The following is a 23,848-nucleotide window of genomic DNA, read 5'->3' on the forward strand; positions in this document are numbered from 1 at the left end:
CGTGGTGTCGCCGTCCCCGGGTGAGCTACTTCTTCTTGCCGCGCTTGTCCTCGCGGGCCTGGGCCTTCTCGCGGATCCGCTCAACCTCCCGTTCCAGGGCGGCTGTCGGCTGGCCCTTCGCCTGGCGGTGCTGGATACGGGCTCCGAGGGCGACCACCCGGGCGAGCTCGCGCAGGTTGTGCGGGTCGTGCTTGGTTGCGGCCATCAGTCCTCCAGTCAGTTGCTGCGGCGGTTGCGCATCATGGCGTCGAAGCTGGCCTGGGCTTCCTCGACCTCGATCTGCGCCTGGGCCTCGGCGAGTTCGCGTTCGGCGTCCTGGAGTGCGGCGATCTCGGCGAAGGTGCGGTCGTCGTTGTGGGACATGGGGTGCCTTTCCCGGGGCCGGGCTGTCCGGTCCCGCCGCACCCCCACGGGCGGGCCGTGGGGGACGGTGGGACTGTCAGCGGCCCTTCTGGAAGTCGCGCCACATCGAGCGCAGGATCAGCAGGCAGGCGGTCGCGCAGGTCGCTCCGATGGCGATGGCCACGGCGAACAGCGCGGCGGCCAGGCCGACGGAGACGACCACGCCCCCGATGACCAACCACTTCTTCGCGTCGAACTGGGGCGGCGCCTGGTGGTGCTGGCAGGTGGCCGGCTGCTGGCCGCCCAGGAGCTGCTGTGCGGCCAGGAGTGCGGCGATCTGTTTGACCAGCTCGGTGTTGTCGGCGGCCTCGACCGCGTCGCGGGCGGCCTTCTCGATGTCGCTCACGGCCCGACCACCTCGCGGCGCAGCTCGGTCGCCTCCCGGCGCGACAGCCCGAGCTCGTCCTGAAGCGTCTTGATGGTCACCGGCCGCGACGTCGACCTGACCGACTCCCGATTGAGGCTGCGGGCCTTTCGCCGCAGCTCGGCCGGGGTGAGCGTGATGACCTCGGTGACCACCTGCCGGGCCGTCTCAGCGGGCACCGCGCGGTCATGGTCCTTCTCCCAGTAGGCGCCTACCGTCCAATCGGGCACCTGAAAGTCGTAGGTCGGGGTGACCACCTCGACAGGCGCCTCGACGGGCACGTAGCGCTCCGCGAAGTGGTCGAGCCGGTACTGCCGCTTGGCCACTTCGGTGGTCACCTCGGCAGGTTCCGGCCGGGCCACGACCGGCAGTAGGCGGACACCGGCCGGGACCACCTCGGGCAGCGGTCGGGCAACCGGCTCGGGCTCCGGGGCTACGTCTACAACCGGCTCGGCCTCGGGCTGCCCCCACGGGGAGGCCAGGTCGATCGTGGCCAGCGCTGCGGCGTGACGCCGGGCGGCGAGCAGGTCGAGCAGCTTGGCCCGCTGCTCTACGCTCGCGCCGGCCTGTGCCTTGCCCACCGCGACGGACAGGCGACGGGCGACCCGGGCACGGCCGCGCGCCTTGGGTGCCATGTCGGCGAGCCTGGCGGCCAAGCCGACGGCCTTCACCGTCGCCCGGTCTCGGGTGATCTGCTCGGCGCTGCGGTCGCGGACAGCGAGTCCGAGCCGGGACAGCAGCCGCTCCCGCAGTTCGCGGACGAGGAGGGCGGGCAGGGACTGCGAGTCGGCGGCGGTACGGTGCCGCAGCTCGATGCCCATGGCGAGGTGCCACAGCACCGCGGCGAGCACCGGGCCGACGACGGCGCGAACGGTGCCGCCGATGATCCCGGACTCCGAGTACGCCGGAATCACCTGCACGCCGGTGATGAGCCACACCAGAACGCCCGGGGCTCCGGGCGTGCCGGTCGTGCGGAGGTTCTGCCGGGCCATGAGGGCGCAGGCGAACAGGGCAAGTTCGGCGGCAAGGAAGAGGGAGGCTCGTTCGCCGGCATCGGTCATGCCGAGCCGGTGCGCAGCGAACCGCCAGCTGGTGTCACCGGAGTACGCGGTACAGGCGATGGCGCCGAGCGCGGCGACCAGGACGGCGGCCGGCGTGCGGCTCGCGGCCCGTCGGCCTGCACGGGCCAGCAGCAGGGCTGCGGCCAGGAGGAGGACCGCGGCGGCTGATGCCGGTGCCGGGTGGGTCTGCGCCCACGTGGTCAGGGAGTTCATTCGCCTACTCCAGGTTCGGAGGCGCGCACTACGAGGTGCGCGGCGAGGGTGACGCCTTCGCGGTCGCGGCGGTCGTTCGCTTCGATCAGCGCGGCCATGAGAGCGGGAACGGGCGGTGTCGGCCGGGCCGACCGGCAGGCCGCGCCGATCGCGGCGTGCTCGGTCGGGCGGCGGATGTACGAGGGGCGGCTCACCGGTCGGCCCCGCGGATCGCGGCGAGCTGGTCGGCGAGGGCGCGCAGCTGGTCGGCGTGCGTGTCGAGGGCGGCCGCGAGGCTGTACAGGCTGACCGGGTCGAGGGTGAGGGCGAATCCGCCCTGTTCCACGTACAGGCCGGTGGCGTGGTCGGTGGCGAACGGGTACTGGCTCAGCAGTGCCGTCCACAGGGTGTGGCCGTGGAAGGTGAGCGGGGTTTCGGTACCGCTGTGGGTGAGGTCGGCGCGGTCGACGGGCCGGTGGTCGGCGTGTCCGGCGCACCATGCGGGTTCGGGCATCGTGACGTTGCCGTGGTCGAGGGTGCGCAGCGTGACTGTGCGGGGCTCGGCGTTCACAGGTCGACCTCCGCACGCACCGTGCTGAGCGGCCGGTCGAGCCAGCCGGCGCACTCTGTGATGGCTGCTGCGGCGTCGGCCTCGGTGGCGGCGATGTGGTGGTAGGCGATCTCGTGGCGGGGTTCGTCGGTGTCGAACGGAGCGAGGTTCAGCGCCCAGCCCTCGACCATGAACGTGCCGTCGGGCAGTGGGGAGGCGGTAACGAATCCGCCGGGGCACCGGGTGAACGAGGGAAGGACGTGCGGCTCGGCGTCGAGGGCACGGAGCAGGATGCGCAGCGACTCGCGGATGGCGCCCAGCGCCTGGGCGACCGCGGCGTGGTCGGTGTAGTCGGTTGCGCCGTAGGCGTCGAGCATCTGCCGGGCGACATGGACCGCGCTGGACAGGGTGCTGCTCTGGGGCGGGGTGCCCGGCTCACGGCCGGGCACCTGTTGGGAGTCGACGAAGGTCACCGGGCACCACCCGGCTGGTCACCGGTGATGCCGTGGACGCGGCGCTGCTCGGCCTCACGGTCGAGCCGGGCGACCTCCGGGTCCCCCGGGAAGTCGGCGGTGGCGCTCTGCTCGGCCTGCATGACGACGGTCTCCAGCTGGGAGACGAACCCGCGCATCGCGTCCAGCGCCTCCCTCGCCTTCGCCGGGGAGACCTCGGCCAGGTGCACGCCGTACCCGATCCACACCTGCGTGCTGCGCCCGTAGGCGGCCGGCTTGTCGTTGTGGACGATGACCTGCGCGGTCATCCAGGGCAGGCCCTCGCCGTTCTCGGAGTAGCCCGAGCAGTCGAGGTCGGCGGCCAGGATGCTGGACTCGACCGGGGCGGTGGAGTGGCATTCCATGGCGCCGGGCTTGCCGTGCTCCTCGACGCAGAACCCGGGGCATCCCCAGCGGTTCATCCACTCGGTGCCGCGCTCGGCGGCGCTGAGGGGCTTGCTGGTCTCCTGCTCCTGGCGGAGGAAGGTCGCCATGGCCGCCGCGAACTGCGCGGCCAGCTCGGGCGTGTACCGCTCGGGCATGGCGGCCTTCATGGCCTGGTCGCAGACGTCGGGCAGTGCGGCGATGAGGTCGGCCGGGGTGACACCGTCCGCAAGGGCGATCCTGGCCGGGGTGTTCTCGGGGTGTTCCCGCGGCGGTTCGGGGATGTAGGGGAGGGCGCGGCCGGTCGGTGTGGCGTCGAGGGCGGGGACGTGGGGCTGGGTGCGGTTCATGGTGTTCATCCCTCGGGCTCAGGCGGCGGCGAACGCGGTGATCAGGGCGACGGCGGCGATGTACTCGGTCTTGCGCGGCCGGTAGGCGGCGACGAGGCGGGCGACCTGGGCGAGGGTCCAGCGGCTGACCGCGTGGGTGCGGTGGGCGCGGCCACCGGCGACGGTGCGGCGGGTGCGGGCGGTGGCGGCGGGGGCGAGGCCGATGCGCTTCGCGACGGTGCGCAGGCCGTTGGTGACGCCGGTGACGGTGTCCTTGGCGACGCCGGCGGCGATGGCGACGGTGGCCAGGGAGCGGGGGCGGCGGTGGCACGAGGCGGCGAGGCGGTTGGCCGCGGAGCGGCGGTGGAGGGCGGCGCGAAGCGTGCGGCGCGTGGCGCGGCGTTCGCGGCGGATGGCAGACTTCTGCATCAGCGGTCTCCTGGTCTAGTCAGGTAGGTCCGTCAGGCCCTCGGCCGGTGTTGGTAGCACCGTCGGGGGCCGCATCTTTGCGGTTTGCTAGATACCCATCTAACTATCGGAGACCGCCGCTTCGCCGACCTGCGGAGTCTGGTCCAGCCATGAGCCACACCAGCCGGGCACCCACCCGCGCCCGGTCGCCGGTGCACGCCGCCTCCGGTAAACGGCTGGGCGACCCCCATCCCCGGCAGGAAGGACCGATCGACCTGCGCCTGGTGCCGCCCGCCCTCGCGGCCTGGGGCACAGCGGCACTGACGCTCGACGCACCACCGGCCCTGACGGCAGGCCTCGCGACCGTCTGCCTGATCACGGCGGCCCTCCTGCTGGCCACGGGCAGACGGCGGCGCACCTGGCCGTGCGTGGCGTCGGCCGCCGTGCTCCTGTGCGTCGCCGCGGCCGCCGCCTCGGCCGGTCTGCACGGAGCGGACCTGCGCCGTGGACCCGTGCCCGCGCTGGCCCGGCAGCACGCGGCCACGACGGCCGAGGTCGAACTCGTCTCCGACCCCTGGCTCAGCCGCCCCAGGGTCACCGGCGATCACACGGCACCGTCCGTCGTGCTGATCCGGGCGCGGGTGAGCCGCGTCGAGGAGACCGACGGGACGGTCGTGGCGACGCGGACCCCGGTGCTGATGGTCGTCGACAGCGATGTACCGGCACCCTCCGCCGCCCCTGTGCCGGGGCGTGCGGCCTGGCTCGGGCTGCTGCCCACGACCCGGCTGCGGGTGAGCGTCCGGCTCGCGCCCGTCACGGCGGGCGGGGACCGGACCGCGGCCGTGCTGCGGGTCTCGGCCCGGCAGGCGCCACGGATCGTGGGAGAGCCGACCGGACCGCAGCGGCTCGCGGGACGGTTACGGGCCGGGCTGCGCGACGCGACCGAAGGACTGCCCGGGGATGCGCGGGCGCTGCTGCCCGGCCTGGTGGTCGGGGACACCTCACGGATCACCCCCGATCTGGACGAGGCCTTCAAGAAGACGGACCTGGCCCACACGCTCGCGGTCTCCGGCAGCAACCTCACCGTCCTGCTCGCGCTGCTCATCGGACCACTCGGACTGGCCCAGCGCGCCGAGCGCCGGGGTCTCGCCCGGCGGCTGGGCATCCCGTTGCGGACCACGGCGCTGCTCGCGGCCACGCTGACGGCCGGCTTCGTGCTGGTGTGCCGCCCGGACCCGAGCGTGCTGCGGGCCGCGGCCTGCGGGGCCGTGGCACTGCTCGCCCTGGCGACCGGACGACGCAGATCACTGGTCCCGGCACTGGCCACGGCCGTCCTGCTGCTGGTGCTGTACGACCCGTGGCTGGCCCGGAGCTACGGCTTCCTGCTCTCGGTACTGGCCACCGGCGCGCTGCTGCTCCTGGCGCCGGGCTGGAGTACGGCGCTGCGGCGGCGCGGGGTCCCCGGCCGGGTGGCCGAGGCACTGGCGGCCGCAGCTGCGGCGCAAGCCGTGTGCGCTCCCGTGGTGGCCGTGCTGTCGGCGCGGGTGAGCCTGGTGGCGGTGCCCTGCAACCTGCTCGCCGAGGCGGCGGTCGCGCCGGCCACCGTACTGGGCTTCGGCGCCCTCGCCACGGCACTGCCCGCGATGCCGGTGGCGAAGGTCCTGGCGCGGTGCGCGGGTTGGCCCGCCGGATGGATCGCCGGGGTCGCCAGGACCGGGGCCGCGCTGCCGGGCGCAGGAGTGCCCTGGCCGGGTGACTGGGCGGGCGCGCTGCTGCTCGCCGTGGTCACGCTGCTCCTCGTGCCCGTCGGGCGGCGCCTGCTGCGGCACCCGTGGTGGTGCGCGGTCTGTGCTGCGCTGCTGCTCCTCGTGGTGGTGCGGCCCGCCCCGCTGACCCGCGTGATCACCGGATGGCCGCCGCCGGGCTGGCGGTTCGCGATGTGCGACGTGGGGCAGGGGGACGCGACGGTACTCGCGGCGGGCGAGGCAAGCGGGGTGGTCGTGGACGCCGGTCCGGATCCGGAATCGGTGGACCGCTGTCTGCGGGAGCTCGGCATCACCCGGATCCCGCTCGTCGTACTGACCCACTTCCACGCCGATCACGTCACGGGGCTGCCCGGGGTGCTCCGAGGCCGTTCGGTGGGGGCGATCGAGACGACCGGGTTCGAGGAGCCCGCGGAGCAGGCCGGGTTCGTGCTCGCGGAGGCGGCGCGCCGGCACATTCCGCTCACCCACGCCGTCGCCGGGGAGGAGCGGCGCACCGGTCCGCTGTCCTGGCAGGTGCTGTGGCCGCCGTCACCGGGCCCGTTCGTGCCCGAGCCGGACGACCCCAACGACGCGAGCGTGGCGATGCTGGTGCGCTCCGCCGGGCTGCGACTGCTGCTGCTCGGCGACCTGGAACCCCCGGCGCAGCAAGAGCTGTTGCGATCGCCTGCGGCAACCGGCCTGCGTGGTGTGGACGTACTCAAGGTCGCCCATCACGGCTCGGCCCACCAGGACCCGGACCTGATACGGCTGGCGGCTCCCCGGGTGGCACTCATCTCCTGCGGCGCGGACAACCCGTACGGCCATCCCGCCCCGGTCACGGTGGCCGCGCTGCGGGCCCAGGGCGCGCTGGTGCTGCGCACGGACCGGGACGGTGCGCTCGCGGTCGCCGGGCAGGGCGGGGCGGACGGGGAGGTGCGGGTGGCGCGAGACTGAGGGTATGAACTCAGAACAGGCTGACGCCTATCTCGCCCGGCTGGGCGTCGAGCGCCCGCAGGCGCCCACCGTCGAGGCCCTGCGTGAGCTGCATCTGCGGCATCTGCTGACCGTCCCCTTCGAGAATCTGTCGATTCACCTCGGAGAGGAGATCGTGCTGGAGGAGAAGCGGCTGGTCGACAAGGTGGTGGGGGCCCGCCGCGGGGGCTTCTGCTACGAACTGAACGGTGCCTTCGGGGTGTTGCTCGCCGCGCTGGGCTTCGACGTGGTGCCGCTCGCGGGGCGGGTGTACGGCGACGGGGGGCGGCTCGGGATTCCGTACGACCATCTGGCGCTGCGGGTGCGGACGGCGGAGGGAAGCGAGTGGCTCGCCGACGTGGGGTTCGGGGCGCACAGCCACTTTCCGTTGGCGTTCGGGGAGCGGGGGGACCAGGAGGATCCCGGCGGGACGTTCCGGATTGCGGAAGCCGACGCCGACGGTGCGGGCGGTGCGGGCGGCGCGGGCGGTCCGGTGGATCTGGACGTGCTGCGGGACGGGCGGCCGGAGTACCGGCTGGAGACCAGGCCCCGGGTGCTCGGTGACTTCAGGGCCGGGGTGTGGTGGCACAGCACCTCGCCGGAGTCGAACTTCACGCGGTCGCTGGTGTGTTCGCGGATCACTGAGGACGGAGGAAGGATCACGCTCAGCGGGCGCGCGCTGACGGTGACGGCGCCCGACGGGACGAAGGAGGTAGGTGAACTGGGCACGGACGAAGAGGTGCTCGCGGTGTACCGGGAGCGGTTCGGTATCGAGCTCGACGCGGTGCCGACGGCACTGCACAGCCGCCGGTAGGGGTGCCGGAGAATGTTTCCGTGAGTGACGTGAGACATGTGCTGGTGCTGCCCGACCGTGACGCGGCGGAGCAGGCCGCGGAGGCGTTCGGGGAGCGGTTCGGCAGCCAGGAGGAGCCGCGACTGGTCCGGGACGCGCTGGCCGGTGAGGACGACGCCGAGGACGCGCAGTGGCTGCTGCTCCTGCGGGACGAGGCGGAACGGCTGGACCCCGCGGAACTGGACGCGTTCGCGGGGGAGTGGGAGGGCTGGCGCGAGGAGCCGTAGCCCGGCTCGTTGTCACAGGCGCGTGGGATGCTGTTCCCGATGGCCAGGAACACTGCGAATGACGACCCTCTCGCCCCGGTGACACTCGCCGTGGGCCAGGAGGACCTCCTGCTCGACCGTGCCGTGCGGGAGGTGGTGGCCGCCGCCAGGGCCGCCGACGCCGACACGGACGTGCGGGACCTGACTCCGGACCGGGTGCAGCCCGGCACGCTCGCCGAGCTGACCAGTCCCTCGCTCTTCGCGGAGCGCAAGGTCGTGGTCGTACGCGATGCGCAGGACCTGTCGGCCGACACCGTCAAGGACGTCAAGGCGTATCTCGGGTCGCCCGCGGAGGAGATCACCCTCGTGCTGCTGCACGCGGGCGGGGCCAAGGGCAAGGGTCTGCTGGACGCGGCGCGCAAGGCGGGCGCCCGTGAGGTGGCCTGCCCGAAGATGACCAAGCCGGCGGACCGCCTCGCGTTCGTGCGCGGCGAGTTCCGCGGGCTCGGCCGGTCGGCCACGCCCGAGGCGTGCCAGACACTGGTCGACGCCATCGGCAGCGACCTGCGCGAGCTCGCGTCCGCGGTGACGCAGCTCGTCGCCGACGTCGAGGGGACCATCGACGAGGCGGTGGTCGGGCGCTATTACAAGGGCCGGGCCGAGGCGTCCAGCTTCACGGTCGCGGACCGCGCGGTCGAGGGACGTACGGCGGAGGCGCTGGAGGCGCTGCGCTGGTCGCTGGCGACCGGTGTGGCTCCCGTGCTGATCACCAGCGCGCTGGCGCAGGGCGTGCGGGCGATCGGGAAGCTGTCGTCGGCGCGCGGCGGACGCCCCGCGGACCTGGCCCGGGAGCTCGGCATGCCGCCGTGGAAGATCGACCGGGTGCGGCAGCAGATGCGCGGCTGGACCCCCGACGGCGTCGCTGCGGCCCTCCGCGCGGTGGCCGAGGCCGACGCGGGTGTGAAGGGCGGCGGCGACGACCCCGGGTACGCCCTGGAGAAGGCGGTCGTGACCATCGCTCGAGCGGCCCGCTCCCGCGGCCGCTGACCCGAGCCGGTACCCATTCCGGCCGCTGCCGCCGAGGCGACGGCCATGTCCGGACCATGTCCGGCACCTCCGCTCCGGGCCGTAGGCGGACTCCGCCTGCCCGCCCCCTGCCTCACCCCTGCCCGCCCCCTGCCCGCCCTCGGGCATGCCGAAGGCCCCGGGGCTCCACCCTGGGGAGGGAGGAAGCACCGGGGCCTCGGTGAGGCTGGTGAGCTCACACCCGCGTGGCGAACGCAGGCCGCGTATGAGCTCGGGATGCCGGTCGGGAGCGGATGAGAGAGGGCCCGCTCTGGGTCCTTCCGGCGGTCAAGTCGAGGGTGACTCAGCCCTGGAGGGTGGCGACCTTGGAAGCCAGCGCCGACTTCTTGTTGGCGGCCTGGTTCTTGTGGATGACGCCCTTCGAGACGGCCTTGTCGAGCTGACGCGCCGCAGCGCGCTGGTACTCGGTGGCCTTCTCGACGTCACCCGCGGCAGCAGCCTCGCGGGCCTTGCGGATCGCGGTCTTCAGAGAGGACTTGACGGCCTTGTTGCGCAGCCGGGCCTTCTCGTTGGTCTTGATCCGCTTGATCTGGGACTTGATGTTCGCCACGAATGAGCCTTTTCAGGTTCTGGCACGGGGCCGCATGGGTCCCGTGCCGATGATTTCTTGAAGTCGCGCCTCGTGCTGAGAGGGCAAGAGGCACAGCCACCCAGGTTACCAGTGGCCACCCGGGCGGCCCAAACCGGTGGCCGGTCCGCGCCCATGGGACCATGGAGACTACGAGACTGCGTATCGATCCGACCCGAGACCGCTGACCTTGCGGATACCTCAAGAATCAGGACCCTGCGTGCCCGCGACCCCTAACAATGTGCCCGACCCGAGCCGTACCGCCCCGGCTCTGATCCGCAACTTCTGCATCATCGCGCACATCGACCACGGCAAGTCCACCCTCGCCGACCGGATGCTTCAGCTGACCGGAGTGGTCGAGCAGCGGCAGATGCGTGCTCAGTACCTCGACCGGATGGACATCGAGCGCGAGCGCGGCATCACGATCAAGTCCCAGGCCGTGCGTCTGCCCTGGGCCCCGACCGAGGGCCCCGACCAGGGCACGACCCACATCCTCAACATGATCGACACCCCGGGTCACGTCGACTTCACGTACGAGGTCTCGCGGTCGCTGGCCGCCTGCGAGGGGACTGTCCTCCTCGTCGACGCGGCCCAGGGCATCGAGGCCCAGACCCTCGCCAACCTCTACCTGGCGATGGAGAACGACCTCACGATCATCCCGGTGCTGAACAAGATCGACCTGCCGGCCGCGCAGCCCGAGAAGTTCGCCGAGGAACTGGCCAACCTGGTCGGCTGCGAGCCGGACGACGTGCTGCGGGTCTCCGCGAAGACCGGCATCGGCGTCGACGCGCTGCTCAACAAGGTCGTCAAGGAGATCCCGGCCCCGGTCGGCGTGGCCGACGCGCCCGCCCGCGCGATGATCTTCGACTCGGTGTACGACTCGTACCGGGGCGTGGTGACGTACGTCCGTGTCATCGACGGCCAGCTCAACAAGCGCGAGCGCATCAGGATGATGTCCACCGGCGCCACGCACGAACTGCTGGAGATCGGCACCAACTCGCCCGAGATGCTCCCGGCCGACGGCCTCGGCGTCGGCGAGGTCGGCTACCTCATCACCGGTGTGAAGGACGTCCGCCAGTCCAAGGTCGGTGACACCGTCACCAGCCAGGCCAAGGGCGCCACCGAGGCGCTCGGCGGCTACAAGGACCCGAAGCCGATGGTGTTCTCGGGCCTGTATCCGCTGGACGGCTCCGACTACCCGGAGCTGCGCGAGGCGCTCGACAAGCTCCAGCTCAACGACGCCGCCCTGGTCTACGAGCCGGAGACGTCCGCCGCCCTCGGCTTCGGCTTCCGCGTCGGCTTCCTCGGTCTGCTCCACCTCGACGTGATCCGGGAGCGCCTGGAGCGCGAGTTCGGGCTCGACCTGATCGCCACCGCGCCCAACGTGGTCTACCGCGTGATCATGGAGGACCGCAGCGAGCACATCGTCACCAACCCGAGCGAGTTCCCCGAGGGCAAGATCGCCGAGGTGTACGAGCCGGTCGTGCGCGCCACCGTCCTGGCGCCGACCGAGTTCATCGGCTCGATCATGGAGCTGTGCCAGACCCGGCGCGGCACCCTCCTCGGCATGGACTACCTCTCCGAGGACCGGGTCGAGATCCGCTACACCCTGCCGCTCGCCGAGATCGTCTTCGACTTCTTCGACCAGCTGAAGTCGAAGACGCGTGGTTACGCGTCGCTGGACTACGAGCCCACCGGCGAGCAGACGTCGAGCCTGGTCAAGGTCGACATCCTGCTGCACGGCGACAAGGTGGACGCCTTCTCGGCGATCACCCACAAGGACGCCGCGTACGCGTACGGGGTGCGGCTCGTCGCCAAGCTGCGCGAGCTCATCCCGCGGCAGGCGTTCGAGGTGCCCATCCAGGCCGCCATCGGCTCCCGGGTCATCGCCCGCGAGACCATCCGCGCCATCCGCAAGGACGTCCTCGCCAAGTGCTACGGCGGCGACATCTCCCGTAAGCGGAAGCTGCTGGAGAAGCAGAAGGAAGGCAAGAAGCGGATGAAGATGGTGGGTTCCGTGGAGGTTCCCCAGGAGGCCTTCATCGCCGTTCTCTCCAGTGATGACAGCGCGGGATCGGGCAAGGGCAAGAAGTAGTCGGCCGCCGCTCGCGGCAGTCGCGCAGTGCCCGGGCAAACCGGGCGCAAGGGGGGTCCGTCGTGCGAAAGCACGGCGGGCCCCTCTCGCATACATTCGGTCACCGACCGGAGGAAGTCACAAGCCGCTGCCTCTTACGAACAGGCCGGTCGGGCTCTACCCTGAACCCTGCTCGATAGTTACTCGCGAGTTAAACAAGAGTCCCGAACCGCACCGTGAGTTAACCCAGCCGCACTTTGAGCCAGCCGCATCGCCGCGGGCCCCGGAGGATGTCGTGAGCGACACACAGACCCTGATCGAGAACCGTCCGCCCTCCGTGGCGGCCCTCTTCCTGGACCGCGTGGCGGCCACACCGGACGCCGAGGCCTATCGCTACCCCGTCCCCTCGCCCGCCGGTCAGGGCCAGGACGAATGGAAGTCCCTGAGCTGGGCGCAGGCGGCCGAGCGGGTCTACGCGATCGCGGCGGGCCTCATCGAACTCGGCGTGCTGCCCGAACAGCGCGTCGCGCTCGCCTCCTCCACCCGCGTCGAGTGGATCCTCGCCGACCTCGGCATCCTGTGCGCCGGCGCGGCCACCACGACGATCTACCCGCAGACCAACACCGAGGAGTCGGCGTTCATCCTCGCCGACTCCGACAGCCGTGTGCTGATCGCGGAGGACGCCTCCCAGCTCGCCAAGGCCGTGGAGAAGCGCGCGGAACTGCCCGAGCTGAACCATGTGATCGTCATCGACCCGGCCGGCGTCGAGACCGCCGACTGGGTGCTCACCCTCGCCGACCTGGAACAGCGCGGCGCCGCCTACCTGGAGAAGCACCCCAAGCTGATCGAGGAGCGGGTCGCGGCGATCACCAAGGACCAGCTGGCCACTCTGATCTACACCTCCGGCACCACCGGCCGCCCCAAGGGCGTGCGGCTGCCGCAGGACAACTGGTCGTACATGGCGAAGGCGATCGCGTCGACCGGGCTGGTCGGCACCGAGGACGTGCAGTACCTGTGGCTGCCGCTCGCCCACGTCTTCGGCAAGGTGCTCACCTCCGGCCAGATCGAGGTCGGACACGTCACCGCCGTCGACGGCCGGGTCGACAAGATCATCGACAATCTCCCGGTGGTCCAGCCGACGTACATGGCGGCCGTGCCGCGCATCTTCGAGAAGGTCTACAACGGCGTCGCCGCCAAGGCGCGCGCGGGCGGCGCCGCCAAGTTCAAGATCTTCCAGTGGGCCTCGGAAGTCGCCCGCGAGTACGCCAAGGTCACCCAGGACAACTTCCGCCGCACCGGCACCGCGTCCGCGCCCTTCGGCCTGGCCGCCAAGCACAAGGTCGCCGACGCCCTCGTCTACTCGAAGCTGCGCGAGGCCTTCGGCGGCAAGCTGCGCGCCTGCGTCTCCGGCTCCGCGGCACTCTCGCCCGAGATCGGCTACTTCTTCGCCGGTGCCGGAGTGCACATCCTGGAGGGCTACGGGCTCACCGAGTCCTCCGCCGCCTCCTTCGTGAACCCCGGTGACGCCTACCGCACCGGCACCGTCGGCAAGCCGCTGCCCGGCTGCGAGGTGCGCATCGCCGACGACGGCGAGATCCTGTTGCGCGGCCCCGGCATCATGCAGGGCTACCACGGGCTGCCCGAGAAGACCGCCGAGGTCCTGGAGCCGGACGGCTGGTTCCACACCGGCGACATCGGCGAACTGTCCCCCGACGGCTATCTGCGCATCACCGACCGCAAGAAGGACCTGATCAAGACCTCCGGCGGCAAGTACATCGCGCCCGCCGAGGTCGAGGGTCAGTTCAAGGCGGTGTGCCCCTACGTCTCCAACATCCTCGTGCACGGCGCCGACCGGAACTTCTGCACCGCGCTCATCGCCCTGGACGAGATCGCCATCCTCGACTGGGCGAAGGAGCACGGCCTGGCGGGCAAGTCGTACGCCGACGTCGTCGCCGCTCCCGCCACGGTCGAGATGGTCGACGGCTACGTCCGCGAGCTCAACCAGGGCCTCCAGCGCTGGCAGACCATCAAGAAGTTCCGGCTCCTGCCCCGGGACCTGGACGTCGAGCACGGTGAGATCACCCCGAGCCTCAAGCTCAAGCGCCCGGTGGTGGAACGCGAGTACAAGCACCTGATCGAGGAGATGTACGCAGGAACCCGCGAGGCCTGACCCGGGCCGTAAGAAGAGGCCCCAAGAAGAGGCCCCGGGACGGACCTCACGACGGGGCCGCACCGCTGGGCCACACGACGCCGGGGCGAGTCCGCCAGGACACCCCCGGCGTCGTCTTGTGCCGGTTTCTGTCCGTCTTCGGACACACGCGGCCGAGTTCGGTAACTCGCCGCTTATGAGCACAGCCAGTCTGTCACCCTGTCGGCAGGACCGAGGCGTATTCGCCCTGACTGCCCGGGGAGCTGGCCGATGGGGGTCATACCGACGCAACGGGAGACCGTTGCCCGTCTCCGCGGTGTCCCCGCGCACCGGAGCGCGGGGGAACGCACGGAGGAGGTGCGCGCCGTCCTGCCCGGCAGCCCCCTCGGGCCGGGCTCCGCCCGCGCGCTGCTGCGCGCCGCGCTCACCAGGTGGTCGGACCTCGGACTCGTGGACCCCGGCCGGCTCGCCGACGACGCCGTGGCCGCGGTCAGCGAACTCGTCACCAACGCCGTCGTGCACGCCGGCACCGAGGTGGAGCTGAGCTGCCACTTGGAGGACACCGGCGCGCTCGTCATCGAGGTCACCGACCACCACCCCTCCCGAGGCCCCCGCGAGAACGGCGCCGACCCGCCGAGCGAGACACCCGAGTACGGCCGCGGACTGCGCCTCGTGGCCACCCTCGCCGAATCCTGGGGCGTCACCTACCGGGCCGGTGCCAAGACCGTGTGGGCCCGCCTGCCCGCCGGGGGCGGCCCCGCCGCCACCGGCCCCGAGGCGTACGACGGACAGCGTGCCCTGGACGACGGCGGGCTGCGGGTCGCCGAGGCCATGGCACCGGAACCGCAGCGTGCCGAGCAGGACCGGGACTGGCTCGACCGCGGCGCCCTCTCCTTCCTCGCCGAGGCCTCCGACCTGCTCGCCGGTCAGCTGGACGAGAGCCTGGTCGCCGCGCTCACCGGCCAGCTGATCGTGCCCCGGCTCGCCGACTGGTGCGCGGTGTGGCTGGAGGACGAGTCGGCCGGGCGCTGGGGATCGCCGCGCTCCGGCGCGGCCGAGGCCACCGGCGCCTGGCACGACGTCGGCGGCGCGACCTGGCCACGCCTCGCCAGGGTCTGGCACACCAGCGAGAACCGCGTCGAGGACCTGCGCCGGGCCCTGGAGAAGGAACCCCCGCGCCCCCGGGCCGGACTGTGCTCCGGTCCCGAGCCGTACCCCTGGCCGCGCGGTGCCCTCGGCCCGCAGGGCACCGACGGTACGGCCCTCGCCTACCGGCTGATCGTCGGCGGCCGCCCGCTCGGCACCCTGGTGATCGGGCGCTGCGGCCTGCTCGGCATCCCGGACGCGATCACCGGACTCGTGGAGGACTTCAGCCGCCGCGTGGCACTCGCCATCGGCGCGGCCCGCCGCTACGCCCACCAGGCCACCATCAGCGCCGTACTGCAACGCGGACTGCTGCCCGGCGCGGTCGCCGAGATCCCCGGACTGCGCAGCGCCCTCGTCTACGAGCCGTGCGAGAAGGGCGGCCCGAGCGGCGACTTCTACGACCTGTTCCCGGCGGGCGACGGCCGCTGGTGCTTCGCCGTCGGGGACGTCCAGGGAAAGGGACCGGAAGCCGCCGTCGTGATCGGCCTCGCCCGGCCCTGGCTGCGGCTGCTGGCCCGCGAGGGCTACCGGGTCGCCGACGTCCTCGACCGCCTCAACCAGCTCCTTCTGGACGACGCCACCGAGGCCGCGGACGCGGCGGCCCGCGCGCTGGTGGCCGCCGGCGGCCGCTCGGTGACCTCCGGGGACGGACCGCAGACCCGCTTCCTCTCCCTCCTCTACGGCGAGCTGTCCCTCTTCGACGGCGGCGTCCGCTGCACCCTCGCCTCCGCCGGGCACCCGCTGCCGCTGATCCTCGGACCGGACGGCCACGTCAGCACGGCCGCGCATCCGCAGACCCTGCTCGGTGTGATCGAGGACGCCACGTACACCAGCGAGACCGTCGAGCTGCGGTCCGGCGACAGCCTGCTGTGCGTCACCGACGGGGTCACCGAGCGGCGTTCCGGCTCCCGCCAGTTCGACGACGGCGACGGGCTCGCGCGGGCCCTGTCCGGCTGCGCGGGACTGAGCGCCGAGCTGATCGCGGAACGGATCAGACGGCTGGTGCACGAGTTCGGCGGCGGGGCGCCCGAGGACGACCTGGCGCTGCTGGTGCTCCAGGCCGAGTAGATCCAGGCCGAGTAGATCCGGGCCGAGCAGCTCCGGCCGGAGCCGCTCCGGGCGGAGCTGCTCCGGCGCGGTGGCGGAGCAACGGCGGCGGTACAGGACAATGGAGGACATGCCTTCCGCCCTCCCCGACGGCGAGCCCGTCCCCGCCGACGGCGCACTGCCCGCGTCCGCGCTCGCCGGGGGCGCCGACCGCCCCCTCGGCTTCTACCTGCACGTTCCGTACTGCGCGACCCGCTGCGGCTACTGCGACTTCAACACCTACACCGCCACCGAGCTGCGCGGCAGCGGCGGTGTCCTCGCCTCCCGCGACAACTACGCCGACACGCTCACCGACGAGGTCCGCCTCGCCCGCAAGGTGCTGGGGGACGACCCGCGCGAGGTCCGTACGGTGTTCGTGGGCGGCGGCACCCCGACCCTGCTGGCCGCCGAGGACCTCGTACGGATGCTGGGCGCGATCCGCGACGAGTTCGGCCTCGCGGCCGACGCGGAGGTGACGACGGAGGCGAACCCGGAGTCGGTGGACGAGCGGTATCTGGCCACCCTCCGGGAGGGCGGCTTCAACCGGATCTCCTTCGGCATGCAGAGCGCCCGCCCGCACGTGCTGAAGATCCTCGACCGCACGCACACCCCCGGCCGCCCCGAGGCCTGCGTCGCCGAGGCCCGCGCCGCCGGCTTCGAGCACGTCAACCTGGATCTGATCTACGGCACCCCGGGGGAGTCGGACGACGACTGGCGGGCCTCGCTCGACGCGGCGCTCGGCGCCCGGCCCGACCATGTCTCGGCGTACGCCCTGATCGTCGAGGAGGGCACCCAGCTCGCCCGCCGGATCCGCCGGGGCGAGGTCCCGATGACCGACGACGACGTCCACGCGGACCGCTACCTGATCGCCGAGGAGACCCTGGCGGCGGCGGGCTACGACTGGTACGAGGTCTCCAACTGGGCCACCTCGGACGCCGGCCGCTGTCTGCACAACGAGCTGTACTGGCGCGGCGCCGACTGGTGGGGTGCGGGCCCCGGGGCGCACTCCCACGTCGGCGGCGTCCGCTGGTGGAACGTGAAGCACCCCGGCGCGTACGCGGCCGCCCTGGCGTCGGGCCGTACCCCGGGCGCGGGCCGCGAGGTCCTGACGGACGAGGACCGCCGGGTGGAACGGATCCTGCTGGAACTGCGCCTGCGCGAGGGAGTACCCCTGTCACTCCTCCGCGACCAGGGCCGCGCGGCTTCCCGCCGGGCGCTGGCCGAGGGCCTGCTGGACGAGGGCGCCTACGCGCGGGGACAGGCGGTGCTCACCCTGCGAGGACGGCTGCTGGCGGACGCGGTGGTCAGGGACCTGGTCGACTGATCACGGGTCAGGCCCCACCGCTGCCCGTGACGAAGTCGATCAGCTCCTCCACCCTCCCGAGCAACTCCGGTTCGAGATCCTTGTAGGACCGCACCCGCCCGAGAATCCCCTGCCAGGCCGCCCCGGTGTTCTCCGGCCACCCCAGAGCCCGGCACACCCCCGTCTTCCAGTCCTGGCCGTGCGGCACCCTCGGCCAGCCCGGGATGCCCAGGGAGGCCGGTTTCACCGCCTCCCAGATGTCGATGTACGGGTGACCGACCACCAGGGCGTGCTCGCTGCCGACCGACTGTGCGATCCGCCACTCCTTCGTCCCCGGGACGAGGTGGTCGACGAGCACCCCCAGCCGTGCGTCCGGGCCCGGCGCGAACTCCGCCACGACCGCGGGCAGGTCGTCCACGCCCTCCAGGTACTCGACCACCACGCCCTCGATGCGCAGGTCGTCGCCCCACACCCGCTCGACCAGTTCGGCGTCGTGCCGGCCCTCGACGTAGATGCGTCCGGCACGGGCGACCCGCGCGCGGGCGCCGGGGACGGCGACGGAGCCGGAGGCGGTGCGGGTGGGGTGCGCCGGACCGGACGCGGGTCTGACCAGCGTCACCACCTGACCCTCCAGCAGAAAGCCCCGCGGCTCCAGCGGGAAGACCCGGTGCTTGCCGAAGCGGTCCTCCAGGGTCACCGTGCCCGCCTCGCAGCGGATCACCGCGCCGCAGAAACCGGTGCCGGGCTCCTCCACCACGAGCCCCGGGTCGGCCGGTACCTCGGGCACCGGCTTCGGCTTCTTCCAGGGCGGGGTCAGGTCGGCGGAGTACTGGCGCATTCGGATGACGATAGGAGAACCCGCCCGTCCGCACTCACGACACGCCGAAGCGCGCCGCCAGTTCGTCGCGCTGGCGCCGTACGAACGCCGCATCGACCACCGCTCCGTGGCCGGGCACGTACAGGGCGTCCTCGCCGCCCAGGGCGAGCAGCCGGTCGAGCGCCGCGGGCCAACGCGACGGTACGGCGTCGGGGCCGGCCTGGGGATCGCCCGACTCCTCGACCAGGTCGCCGCAGAACACCACCTCCTGCTCGCCCGGTACCAGCACCGCCAGGTCGTGGGCGGTGTGCCCGGGGCCGACGTTGGCCAGCAGCGCCTGGCGGCCGCCGCCGAGGTCCAGCGTCCACTCCCCGGACACCAGATGGCGGGGGACGGCCAGGGCGTCGGCCGCCTCGTCCGCATCCGGTGCGGGGAGCCCGTGGCGCACGGCGTCCCGACGCAGTTCCGCCCGCTCGTACGTGAAGACGGCGTCGACGCCCACCGCGCCGTACACCTCCGCGTCCGCGAAGGCCGCCGCGCCGAAGACATGGTCGAAGTGCGGATGGGTGAGCGCGAGATGGGTCACACCGCCCCCGGCGAGCTCCCGCGCCCACGCGCGCAACCGTGCGCCCTCGGCGAGGCCCGACCCGGCGTCCACCACCAGTGCCGCGCCCTCCCCGAGAACCAGCCCCGCGGTGCAGTCCCAGCCCGGCAGCCGGTACCGCCCGACCCCGGCGGCCAACCGTTCCCACCCCAGCTCTTCCCAAGTCACCGTCATACGGCGACGCTATCGGTGACCGTGGTCACGGTCACCGACGGCAGGGGACCGGCCTTGCCCGGTGCGCACCCCACCGCCGTACACTGGCCGGGGAGCGCTGGCACTCGTATACGCAGAGTGCCAGGGAGGGCATCACGGGCATGACATTTCTGGAGGTGTGCGCGCATGTTGAGTGAACGAAGGCTCCAGGTACTGCGCGCCATCGTCCAGGACTACGTCGGCACCGAGGAGCCGGTGGGCTCCAAGGCGCTCACCGAACGGCACAACCTCGGCGTGTCCCCGGCGACCGTCCGCAACGACATGTCCGCCCTGGAGGACGAGGGCTACATCGCCCAGCCGCACACCAGCGCGGGGCGCATCCCCACCGACAAGGGCTACCGGCTGTTCGTGGACAAGCTCGCCGGCGTCAAGCCGATGAGCGCGCCCGAACGGCGGGCCATCCACCACTTCCTGGACGGCGCGGTCGACCTGGACGACGTGGTGGCACGGACCGTGCGGCTGCTCGCCCAGCTCACCCGGCAGGTCGCCGTCGTGCAGTACCCCTCCCTCACCCGCTCGACCGTGCGGCACGTGGAACTGCTGTCCCTCGCGCCCGCGCGTCTGATGCTCGTGCTGATCACGGACACCGGCCGGGTCGAGCAGCGTATGGTCGACTGCCCGGCGCCCTTCGGGGAGTCGTCCCTCGCGGATCTGCGGGCCCGGCTGAACAGCCGGGTGGCCGGCCGCCGGTTCACGGACGTGCCCCAGCTGGTGGAGGACCTCCCGGAGGCCTTCGAGGCCGAGGACCGGGGTACGGTCGCGACGGTGCTCTCCACCTTGCTGGAGACGCTGGTCGAGGAGAACGAGGAGCGGCTGATCATTGGCGGCACCGCCAATCTCACCCGCTTCGGGCATGACTTTCCTCTCATGATCCGGCCCGTCCTGGAGGCACTGGAGGAGCAGGTCGTGCTCCTCAAGCTGCTGGGCGAGGCCAAGGATCCGGGTGTGACCGTGCGGATCGGTCACGAGAACGCCCATGAGGGACTCAACTCCACATCCGTCGTGTCGGTCGGTTACGGTTCCGGCGGCGAGGCAGTGGCCAAACTCGGCGTGGTCGGACCGACCCGCATGGATTACCCGGGAACGATGGGAGCGGTACGAGCGGTGGCACGTTACGTCGGACAGATCCTGGCGGAGTCGTAAGTGGCCACGGACTACTACGCCGTTCTCGGCGTGCGTCGCGACGCGTCGCAGGAAGAGATCAAGAAGGCCTTCCGGCGGCTCGCTCGCGAGCTGCACCCGGACGTCAACCCGGACCCGAAGACCCAGGAGCGGTTCAAGGAGATCAACGCCGCTTACGAGGTGCTGTCGGACCCGCAGAAGAAGCAGGTCTACGACCTCGGCGGCGATCCGCTCTCGCAGTCCGGCGGCGCCGGTGCGGGCGGGTTCGGGGCCGGTGGCTTCGGCAACTTCTCCGACATCATGGACGCGTTCTTCGGCACGGCGTCGCAGCGCGGGCCGCGCTCGCGCACCCGCCGGGGCCAGGACGCGATGATCCGGATCGAGGTCGAGCTGGACGAGGCGGCCTTCGGTACGACCAAGGACATCCAGGTCGACACGGCCGTCGTCTGCAACACCTGCAGCGGCGAGGGCGCCGCGCCCGGCACCTCCGCGCAGACCTGTGACATGTGCCGCGGCCGCGGCGAGGTGTCCCAGGTGACCCGGTCGTTCCTCGGCCAGGTCATGACCTCGCGGCCCTGCCCGCAGTGCCAGGGCTTCGGCACGGTCGTCCCGACACCGTGCCCGGAGTGCGCCGGCGACGGACGCGTCCGCTCCCGCCGCACCCTGACGGTGAAGATCCCGGCCGGTGTCGACAACGGCACGCGCATCCAGCTGGCCGGCGAGGGCGAGGTCGGCCCGGGCGGTGGTCCCGCCGGTGACCTGTACGTCGAGATCCACGAACTGCCGCACGCCATGTTCCAGCGGCGCGGTGACGACCTGCACTGCACGGTCACGCTCCCGATGACGGCGGCGGCCCTCGGCACCAAGGTGCCGCTGGAGACCCTCGACGGCCTCGAAGAGGTCGACATCCGGCCCGGCACCCAGTCCGGCCAGTCCATCCCGCTGCACGGCCGTGGCGTCACGCACCTGCGCGGCGGCGGCCGGGGCGACCTCATCGTCCACGTCGAGGTCCAGACCCCCAGCAAGCTCGACCCCGAACAGGAACGCGTCCTGCGCGAACTCGCCAAGCTCCGCGGCGAGGAACGCCCACAGGGACAGTTCCAGCCGGGCCAGCAAGGGCTGTTCTCGCGGCTCAAGGACGCGTTCAACGGTCGGTGACGCGGGTGGCTGACTAGTGGGCGGGGGTCCGGGGGTCGCCCCCCGGGCAGACACAGTCAGCCGGGCCGGCAAGGGCTGTTCTCGCGGCTCAAGGACGCCTTCAACGGTCGGTGAGTCCGGCGGGCGCAGCCCGCTTGCCCCTGGCCTGTGCCAAGGGACGGCCGGTTTCGGACTTGTTCGGAGGACGTGACACCATGCGGTCATGTCCTCCGCGCTGACCGATCTCTTTCCCCAGCCGATCGTGCAGGCCCCCATGGCGGGCGGCGTCTCCGTGCCGCAGCTCGCCGCCGCCGTCTGTGAGGCGGGCGGGCTCGGGTTTCTCGCCGCCGGGTACAAGACCGCCGACGGCATGTACCAGGAGATCAAACAGCTGCGGAGCCTCACCTCCCGCCCCTTCGGCGTGAACCTGTTCATGCCGCAGCCGGAGTACGCCGAGTCCGGCACCGTGGACCTCTACGCGAGCCAGCTGGCCGGCGAGGCCGCCTGGTACGGGACCGAGCTCGGCGACCCGGACAGCGGCCGCGACGACGGGTACGAGACCAAGCTCGCCGTACTGCTGGACAACCCGGTGCCGGTGGTCTCCTTCCACTTCGGTGTCCCCACCCGCGAGGTGCTGGAGTCCCTCCGCCGCGCCGGAACCCTCACCCTGGCCACCGCGACCACACCCGAGGAGGCCCTCGCCGTACGGCGCGCGGGCGCCGACGCGGTGATCGCGCAGGGCGTCGAGGCGGGCGGCCACCAGGGCACCCACCGGGACCTCCCGGAGAACGACGGCTCCGGCCTCGGAGTGCTCACCCTCGTCGCGCAGATCCGCGAGACCGTGGACATCCCGGTCGTCGCGGCCGGCGGCATCATGCGCGGCGGACAGATCGCCGCAGTCCTCGCGGCGGGCGCGAGCGCGGCGCAGCTCGGCACCGCGTTCGTCCCCACCCCCGAGTCCGGCGCGCACGCCCTGCACAAGCAGGCGCTGACCAACCCGCTGTTCGCCCGCACCCAGCTGACCCGCGCCTTCACCGGCCGTCCGGCCCGCGGCCTGGTCAACCGTTTCCTGCGCGAGCACGGCCGGTACGCACCCGCCGCCTACCCCGAGGTGCACCATCTGACCTCGCCGCTGCGCAAGGCGGCGACCAAGGCCGGTGACACCCAGGGCATGGCCATGTGGGCGGGCCAGGGGCACCGCATGGCCAGGGCCCTGCCCGCCGGGCAGCTGGTGGAGGTGCTGGCGGCGGAACTCGCCGAGGCGAGGACCGCGCTGCCCGCGGCTCCCGGCGGTGAGACCCGATGACCGCCCCGGTCTTCGTCGTCGAGCACTTCCGCGCGGACGACGGCGGACGGTACGTCCTCGACGGTCCCGAGGGACGGCACGCCGTCTCCGTGAAGCGGCTCGAACCCGGCGAGGAGGTCGTTCTCACCGACGGCGCCGGGCGGTACGCGACGTGCGACGTGATCGGCACCGAGGGCAAGGACCGGCTGGTCGTCCACATGACCGGCGTCACCGAGGAGCCCGAGGAACAGCCCCGCATCACCGTCGTCCAGGCCCTCCCCAAGGGGGACCGGGGCGAACTCGCCGTCGAGACCATGACCGAGGTCGGCGTCGACGCGATCGTGCCGTGGCAGGCGTCCCGCTGCATCACCCAGTGGAAGGGCGACCGCGGGCTGAAGGCCCTCGGCAAGTGGCGGGCCACCGCCCGCGAGGCCGGCAAGCAGTCCCGCCGGGTCCGCTTCCCCGAGGTCGCGGACCCGGCGACGACCAAACAGGTCGCCGCGCTTCTCGCCAAGGCCGACTTCGCCGCCGTACTGCACTCGGACTTCGAACACGGCAGCGAGCCGCTCGCCACCGCCGAACTCCCCGCGGAGGGCCAGATCGTGCTCGTCGTCGGCCCCGAGGGAGGCGTCTCCCGAGAGGAGTTGGCGGCCTTCGCGGAGGCGGGCGCGAAGGCGTATGTGCTGGGGCGTACCGTGCTGCGTACATCGACCGCGGGGACCGCGGCGGCGGCCCTCCTGCTGGGCCTCACCGGCCGCTGGTCCTGACACCGGGACACACGCCGGGAACACACACAGGGGGAACGCCGTGGAACTCGCCCAGGTCCGGTTGCTCGTCACCGACTTCGCCGCCTGCTACCGCTTCTACGCCGAAGTCCTCGGCCTCAAGCCGCAGTCGGGCGCGGCCGACGGCCCGTACGAGAAGTTCAGCCCGCACTCCGGTTCCGCCGGGATCGCCCTCCAGGACCGGGCGATGATGGCCGAGGTGCTGGGCGAACTGGGTGACACGGCGACCGGCCACCGTTCCCTGGTCGTGCTGCGCGTCGACGACCTGGACGGCTACTGCGCGCAGATCACCGCGCGCGGCGCCACCCTGCTCCACGGCCCGGCCTCCATGACCGACCGCATGCGTGTCGCCCACCTCAAGGACCCGGAGGGCAACCTGGTGGAACTCCAGGAGTGGCTGCTGCTGCGCACGTGACCGTCCGGAGTGGACGGCCGCCGCATACCCCTCCCCGGTGACCAGCGCGAACATTTGACTGGCCGTACGCGCCCTTCCGTCGCGCCCCCGTCGGTGGCAGG

General features: G+C 72.3%; 25 protein-coding genes. 13 read left to right on the forward strand and 12 right to left on the reverse strand.

Going from position 1 to position 23,848, the window contains the following annotated elements; all coding sequences use genetic code 11:
* Positions 1-25: 25 nt before the first annotated feature.
* The 9 genes from ACIPK3_RS02085 to ACIPK3_RS02125 all read right to left on the reverse strand — a co-directional run bounded on the left by ACIPK3_RS02085 (position 26) and on the right by ACIPK3_RS02125 (position 4,202).
* A complete protein-coding gene (locus tag ACIPK3_RS02085) occupies positions 26-205 on the reverse strand; it encodes a hypothetical protein (protein WP_402565778.1) in 180 nt (59 codons plus the stop codon).
* Positions 206-216: 11 nt separating this feature from the next.
* Positions 217-363: a hypothetical protein gene (locus tag ACIPK3_RS02090; RefSeq protein ID WP_402565780.1), complete on the reverse strand. Its 147-nt coding sequence runs from the start codon at positions 361-363 to the stop codon at positions 217-219.
* A gap of 76 nt (positions 364-439) precedes the next feature.
* Complete coding sequence (locus ACIPK3_RS02095) at positions 440-748, reverse strand: hypothetical protein (RefSeq protein ID WP_402565781.1); 309 nt, start codon at positions 746-748, stop codon at positions 440-442.
* On the reverse strand, positions 745-2,040 hold the full coding sequence (locus tag ACIPK3_RS02100) for a hypothetical protein (RefSeq protein WP_402565782.1): 1,296 nt from the start codon (positions 2,038-2,040) through the stop codon (positions 745-747). The genes ACIPK3_RS02095 and ACIPK3_RS02100 overlap by 4 nt, the downstream gene beginning before the upstream one ends.
* The gene (locus ACIPK3_RS02105; protein ID WP_402565784.1) at positions 2,037-2,234 is read right to left on the reverse strand and encodes a hypothetical protein; all 198 of its coding nucleotides are present in this window, start codon (positions 2,232-2,234) and stop codon (positions 2,037-2,039) included. Before ACIPK3_RS02105 ends, ACIPK3_RS02100 begins: the two co-directional genes overlap by 4 nt.
* Positions 2,231-2,590, reverse strand: a complete 360-nt coding sequence (locus ACIPK3_RS02110; RefSeq protein ID WP_402565786.1) for a DUF6907 domain-containing protein — start codon at positions 2,588-2,590, stop codon at positions 2,231-2,233. The genes ACIPK3_RS02105 and ACIPK3_RS02110 overlap by 4 nt, the downstream gene beginning before the upstream one ends.
* Positions 2,587-3,042, reverse strand: a complete 456-nt coding sequence (locus tag ACIPK3_RS02115) for a hypothetical protein (RefSeq protein WP_402565788.1) — start codon at positions 3,040-3,042, stop codon at positions 2,587-2,589. Before ACIPK3_RS02115 ends, ACIPK3_RS02110 begins: the two co-directional genes overlap by 4 nt.
* Entirely contained in the window at positions 3,039-3,794 is a 756-nt protein-coding gene (locus ACIPK3_RS02120; RefSeq protein WP_402565790.1) for a hypothetical protein, read from the reverse strand. Before ACIPK3_RS02120 ends, ACIPK3_RS02115 begins: the two co-directional genes overlap by 4 nt.
* Before the next feature lie 18 nt (positions 3,795-3,812).
* Positions 3,813-4,202, reverse strand: coding sequence for a hypothetical protein (locus tag ACIPK3_RS02125; protein WP_402565791.1), 390 nt, complete (start codon positions 4,200-4,202; stop codon positions 3,813-3,815).
* Positions 4,203-4,351: 149 nt separating this feature from the next.
* Here ACIPK3_RS02125 and ACIPK3_RS02130 point away from each other — a divergent pair, with 149 nt between their 5' ends.
* Genes ACIPK3_RS02130 through holA form a run of 4 tightly spaced genes read left to right on the forward strand, consistent with a single transcriptional unit; the run spans position 4,352 to position 9,004 of the window.
* Positions 4,352-6,880: a ComEC/Rec2 family competence protein gene (locus tag ACIPK3_RS02130; protein WP_402565793.1), complete on the forward strand. Its 2,529-nt coding sequence runs from the start codon at positions 4,352-4,354 to the stop codon at positions 6,878-6,880.
* Between the two features lie 4 nt (positions 6,881-6,884).
* Positions 6,885-7,712, forward strand: a complete 828-nt coding sequence (locus ACIPK3_RS02135) for an arylamine N-acetyltransferase (protein ID WP_402565795.1) — start codon at positions 6,885-6,887, stop codon at positions 7,710-7,712.
* 20 nt (positions 7,713-7,732) lie between these two features.
* Positions 7,733-7,978, forward strand: a complete 246-nt coding sequence (locus tag ACIPK3_RS02140) for a hypothetical protein (protein ID WP_402565797.1) — start codon at positions 7,733-7,735, stop codon at positions 7,976-7,978.
* 39 nt (positions 7,979-8,017) lie between these two features.
* Positions 8,018-9,004, forward strand: a complete 987-nt coding sequence (holA, locus tag ACIPK3_RS02145; protein WP_402565799.1) for a DNA polymerase III subunit delta — start codon at positions 8,018-8,020, stop codon at positions 9,002-9,004.
* A 322-nt stretch (positions 9,005-9,326) separates the two neighbouring features.
* On the opposite strand, the gene rpsT is transcribed toward holA, so the two are convergent.
* On the reverse strand, positions 9,327-9,593 hold the full coding sequence (gene rpsT / locus ACIPK3_RS02150) for a 30S ribosomal protein S20 (RefSeq protein ID WP_402565801.1): 267 nt from the start codon (positions 9,591-9,593) through the stop codon (positions 9,327-9,329).
* A 238-nt stretch (positions 9,594-9,831) separates the two neighbouring features.
* Between rpsT and lepA the strand changes: the two genes are divergently transcribed.
* The 4 genes from lepA to hemW all read left to right on the forward strand — a co-directional run bounded on the left by lepA (position 9,832) and on the right by hemW (position 17,390).
* The gene (gene lepA / locus ACIPK3_RS02155) at positions 9,832-11,706 is read left to right on the forward strand and encodes a translation elongation factor 4 (RefSeq protein WP_402565803.1); all 1,875 of its coding nucleotides are present in this window, start codon (positions 9,832-9,834) and stop codon (positions 11,704-11,706) included.
* Positions 11,707-11,980: 274 nt separating this feature from the next.
* Positions 11,981-13,855: an AMP-dependent synthetase/ligase gene (locus tag ACIPK3_RS02160; RefSeq protein WP_402565805.1), complete on the forward strand. Its 1,875-nt coding sequence runs from the start codon at positions 11,981-11,983 to the stop codon at positions 13,853-13,855.
* A gap of 249 nt (positions 13,856-14,104) precedes the next feature.
* Positions 14,105-16,048 (forward strand): SpoIIE family protein phosphatase, encoded by a 1,944-nt coding sequence (locus ACIPK3_RS02165; protein ID WP_402565807.1) that lies wholly within the window; start codon positions 14,105-14,107, stop codon positions 16,046-16,048.
* A gap of 109 nt (positions 16,049-16,157) precedes the next feature.
* Entirely contained in the window at positions 16,158-17,390 is a 1,233-nt protein-coding gene (gene hemW, locus ACIPK3_RS02170) for a radical SAM family heme chaperone HemW (RefSeq protein ID WP_402565809.1), read from the forward strand.
* Between the two features lie 7 nt (positions 17,391-17,397).
* Here hemW and ACIPK3_RS02175 read toward each other — a convergent pair whose 3' ends face one another.
* On the reverse strand, positions 17,398-18,207 hold the full coding sequence (locus ACIPK3_RS02175; protein WP_402565811.1) for a DUF3097 domain-containing protein: 810 nt from the start codon (positions 18,205-18,207) through the stop codon (positions 17,398-17,400).
* A 34-nt stretch (positions 18,208-18,241) separates the two neighbouring features.
* Positions 18,242-18,964 (reverse strand): MBL fold metallo-hydrolase, encoded by a 723-nt coding sequence (locus ACIPK3_RS02180; protein ID WP_402565813.1) that lies wholly within the window; start codon positions 18,962-18,964, stop codon positions 18,242-18,244.
* 165 nt (positions 18,965-19,129) lie between these two features.
* On the opposite strand from ACIPK3_RS02180, the gene hrcA reads away from it, so the two are divergent.
* The 5 genes from hrcA (at position 19,130) to ACIPK3_RS02205 (ending at position 23,747) form a co-directional block, all read left to right on the forward strand.
* Positions 19,130-20,146 (forward strand): heat-inducible transcriptional repressor HrcA, encoded by a 1,017-nt coding sequence (gene hrcA, locus ACIPK3_RS02185; protein WP_402565815.1) that lies wholly within the window; start codon positions 19,130-19,132, stop codon positions 20,144-20,146.
* Positions 20,147-21,283: a molecular chaperone DnaJ gene (gene dnaJ / locus ACIPK3_RS02190; RefSeq protein WP_402565816.1), complete on the forward strand. Its 1,137-nt coding sequence runs from the start codon at positions 20,147-20,149 to the stop codon at positions 21,281-21,283.
* 202 nt (positions 21,284-21,485) lie between these two features.
* Entirely contained in the window at positions 21,486-22,568 is a 1,083-nt protein-coding gene (locus tag ACIPK3_RS02195; protein ID WP_402565818.1) for a nitronate monooxygenase, read from the forward strand.
* Positions 22,565-23,314 carry a 16S rRNA (uracil(1498)-N(3))-methyltransferase gene (locus ACIPK3_RS02200; RefSeq protein WP_402565819.1) on the forward strand — a complete coding sequence of 250 codons (750 nt, stop codon included), beginning with the start codon at positions 22,565-22,567 and terminating at the stop codon, positions 23,312-23,314. The genes ACIPK3_RS02195 and ACIPK3_RS02200 overlap by 4 nt, the downstream gene beginning before the upstream one ends.
* Before the next feature lie 40 nt (positions 23,315-23,354).
* Positions 23,355-23,747 carry a VOC family protein gene (locus tag ACIPK3_RS02205; protein WP_402565821.1) on the forward strand — a complete coding sequence of 131 codons (393 nt, stop codon included), beginning with the start codon at positions 23,355-23,357 and terminating at the stop codon, positions 23,745-23,747.
* Positions 23,748-23,848 lie beyond the last annotated feature (101 nt).

The sequence above is a fragment of the Streptomyces sp. NPDC086787 genome (genome assembly GCF_044745865.1).
Taxonomy (GTDB): Bacteria; Actinomycetota; Actinomycetes; order Streptomycetales; family Streptomycetaceae; genus Streptomyces.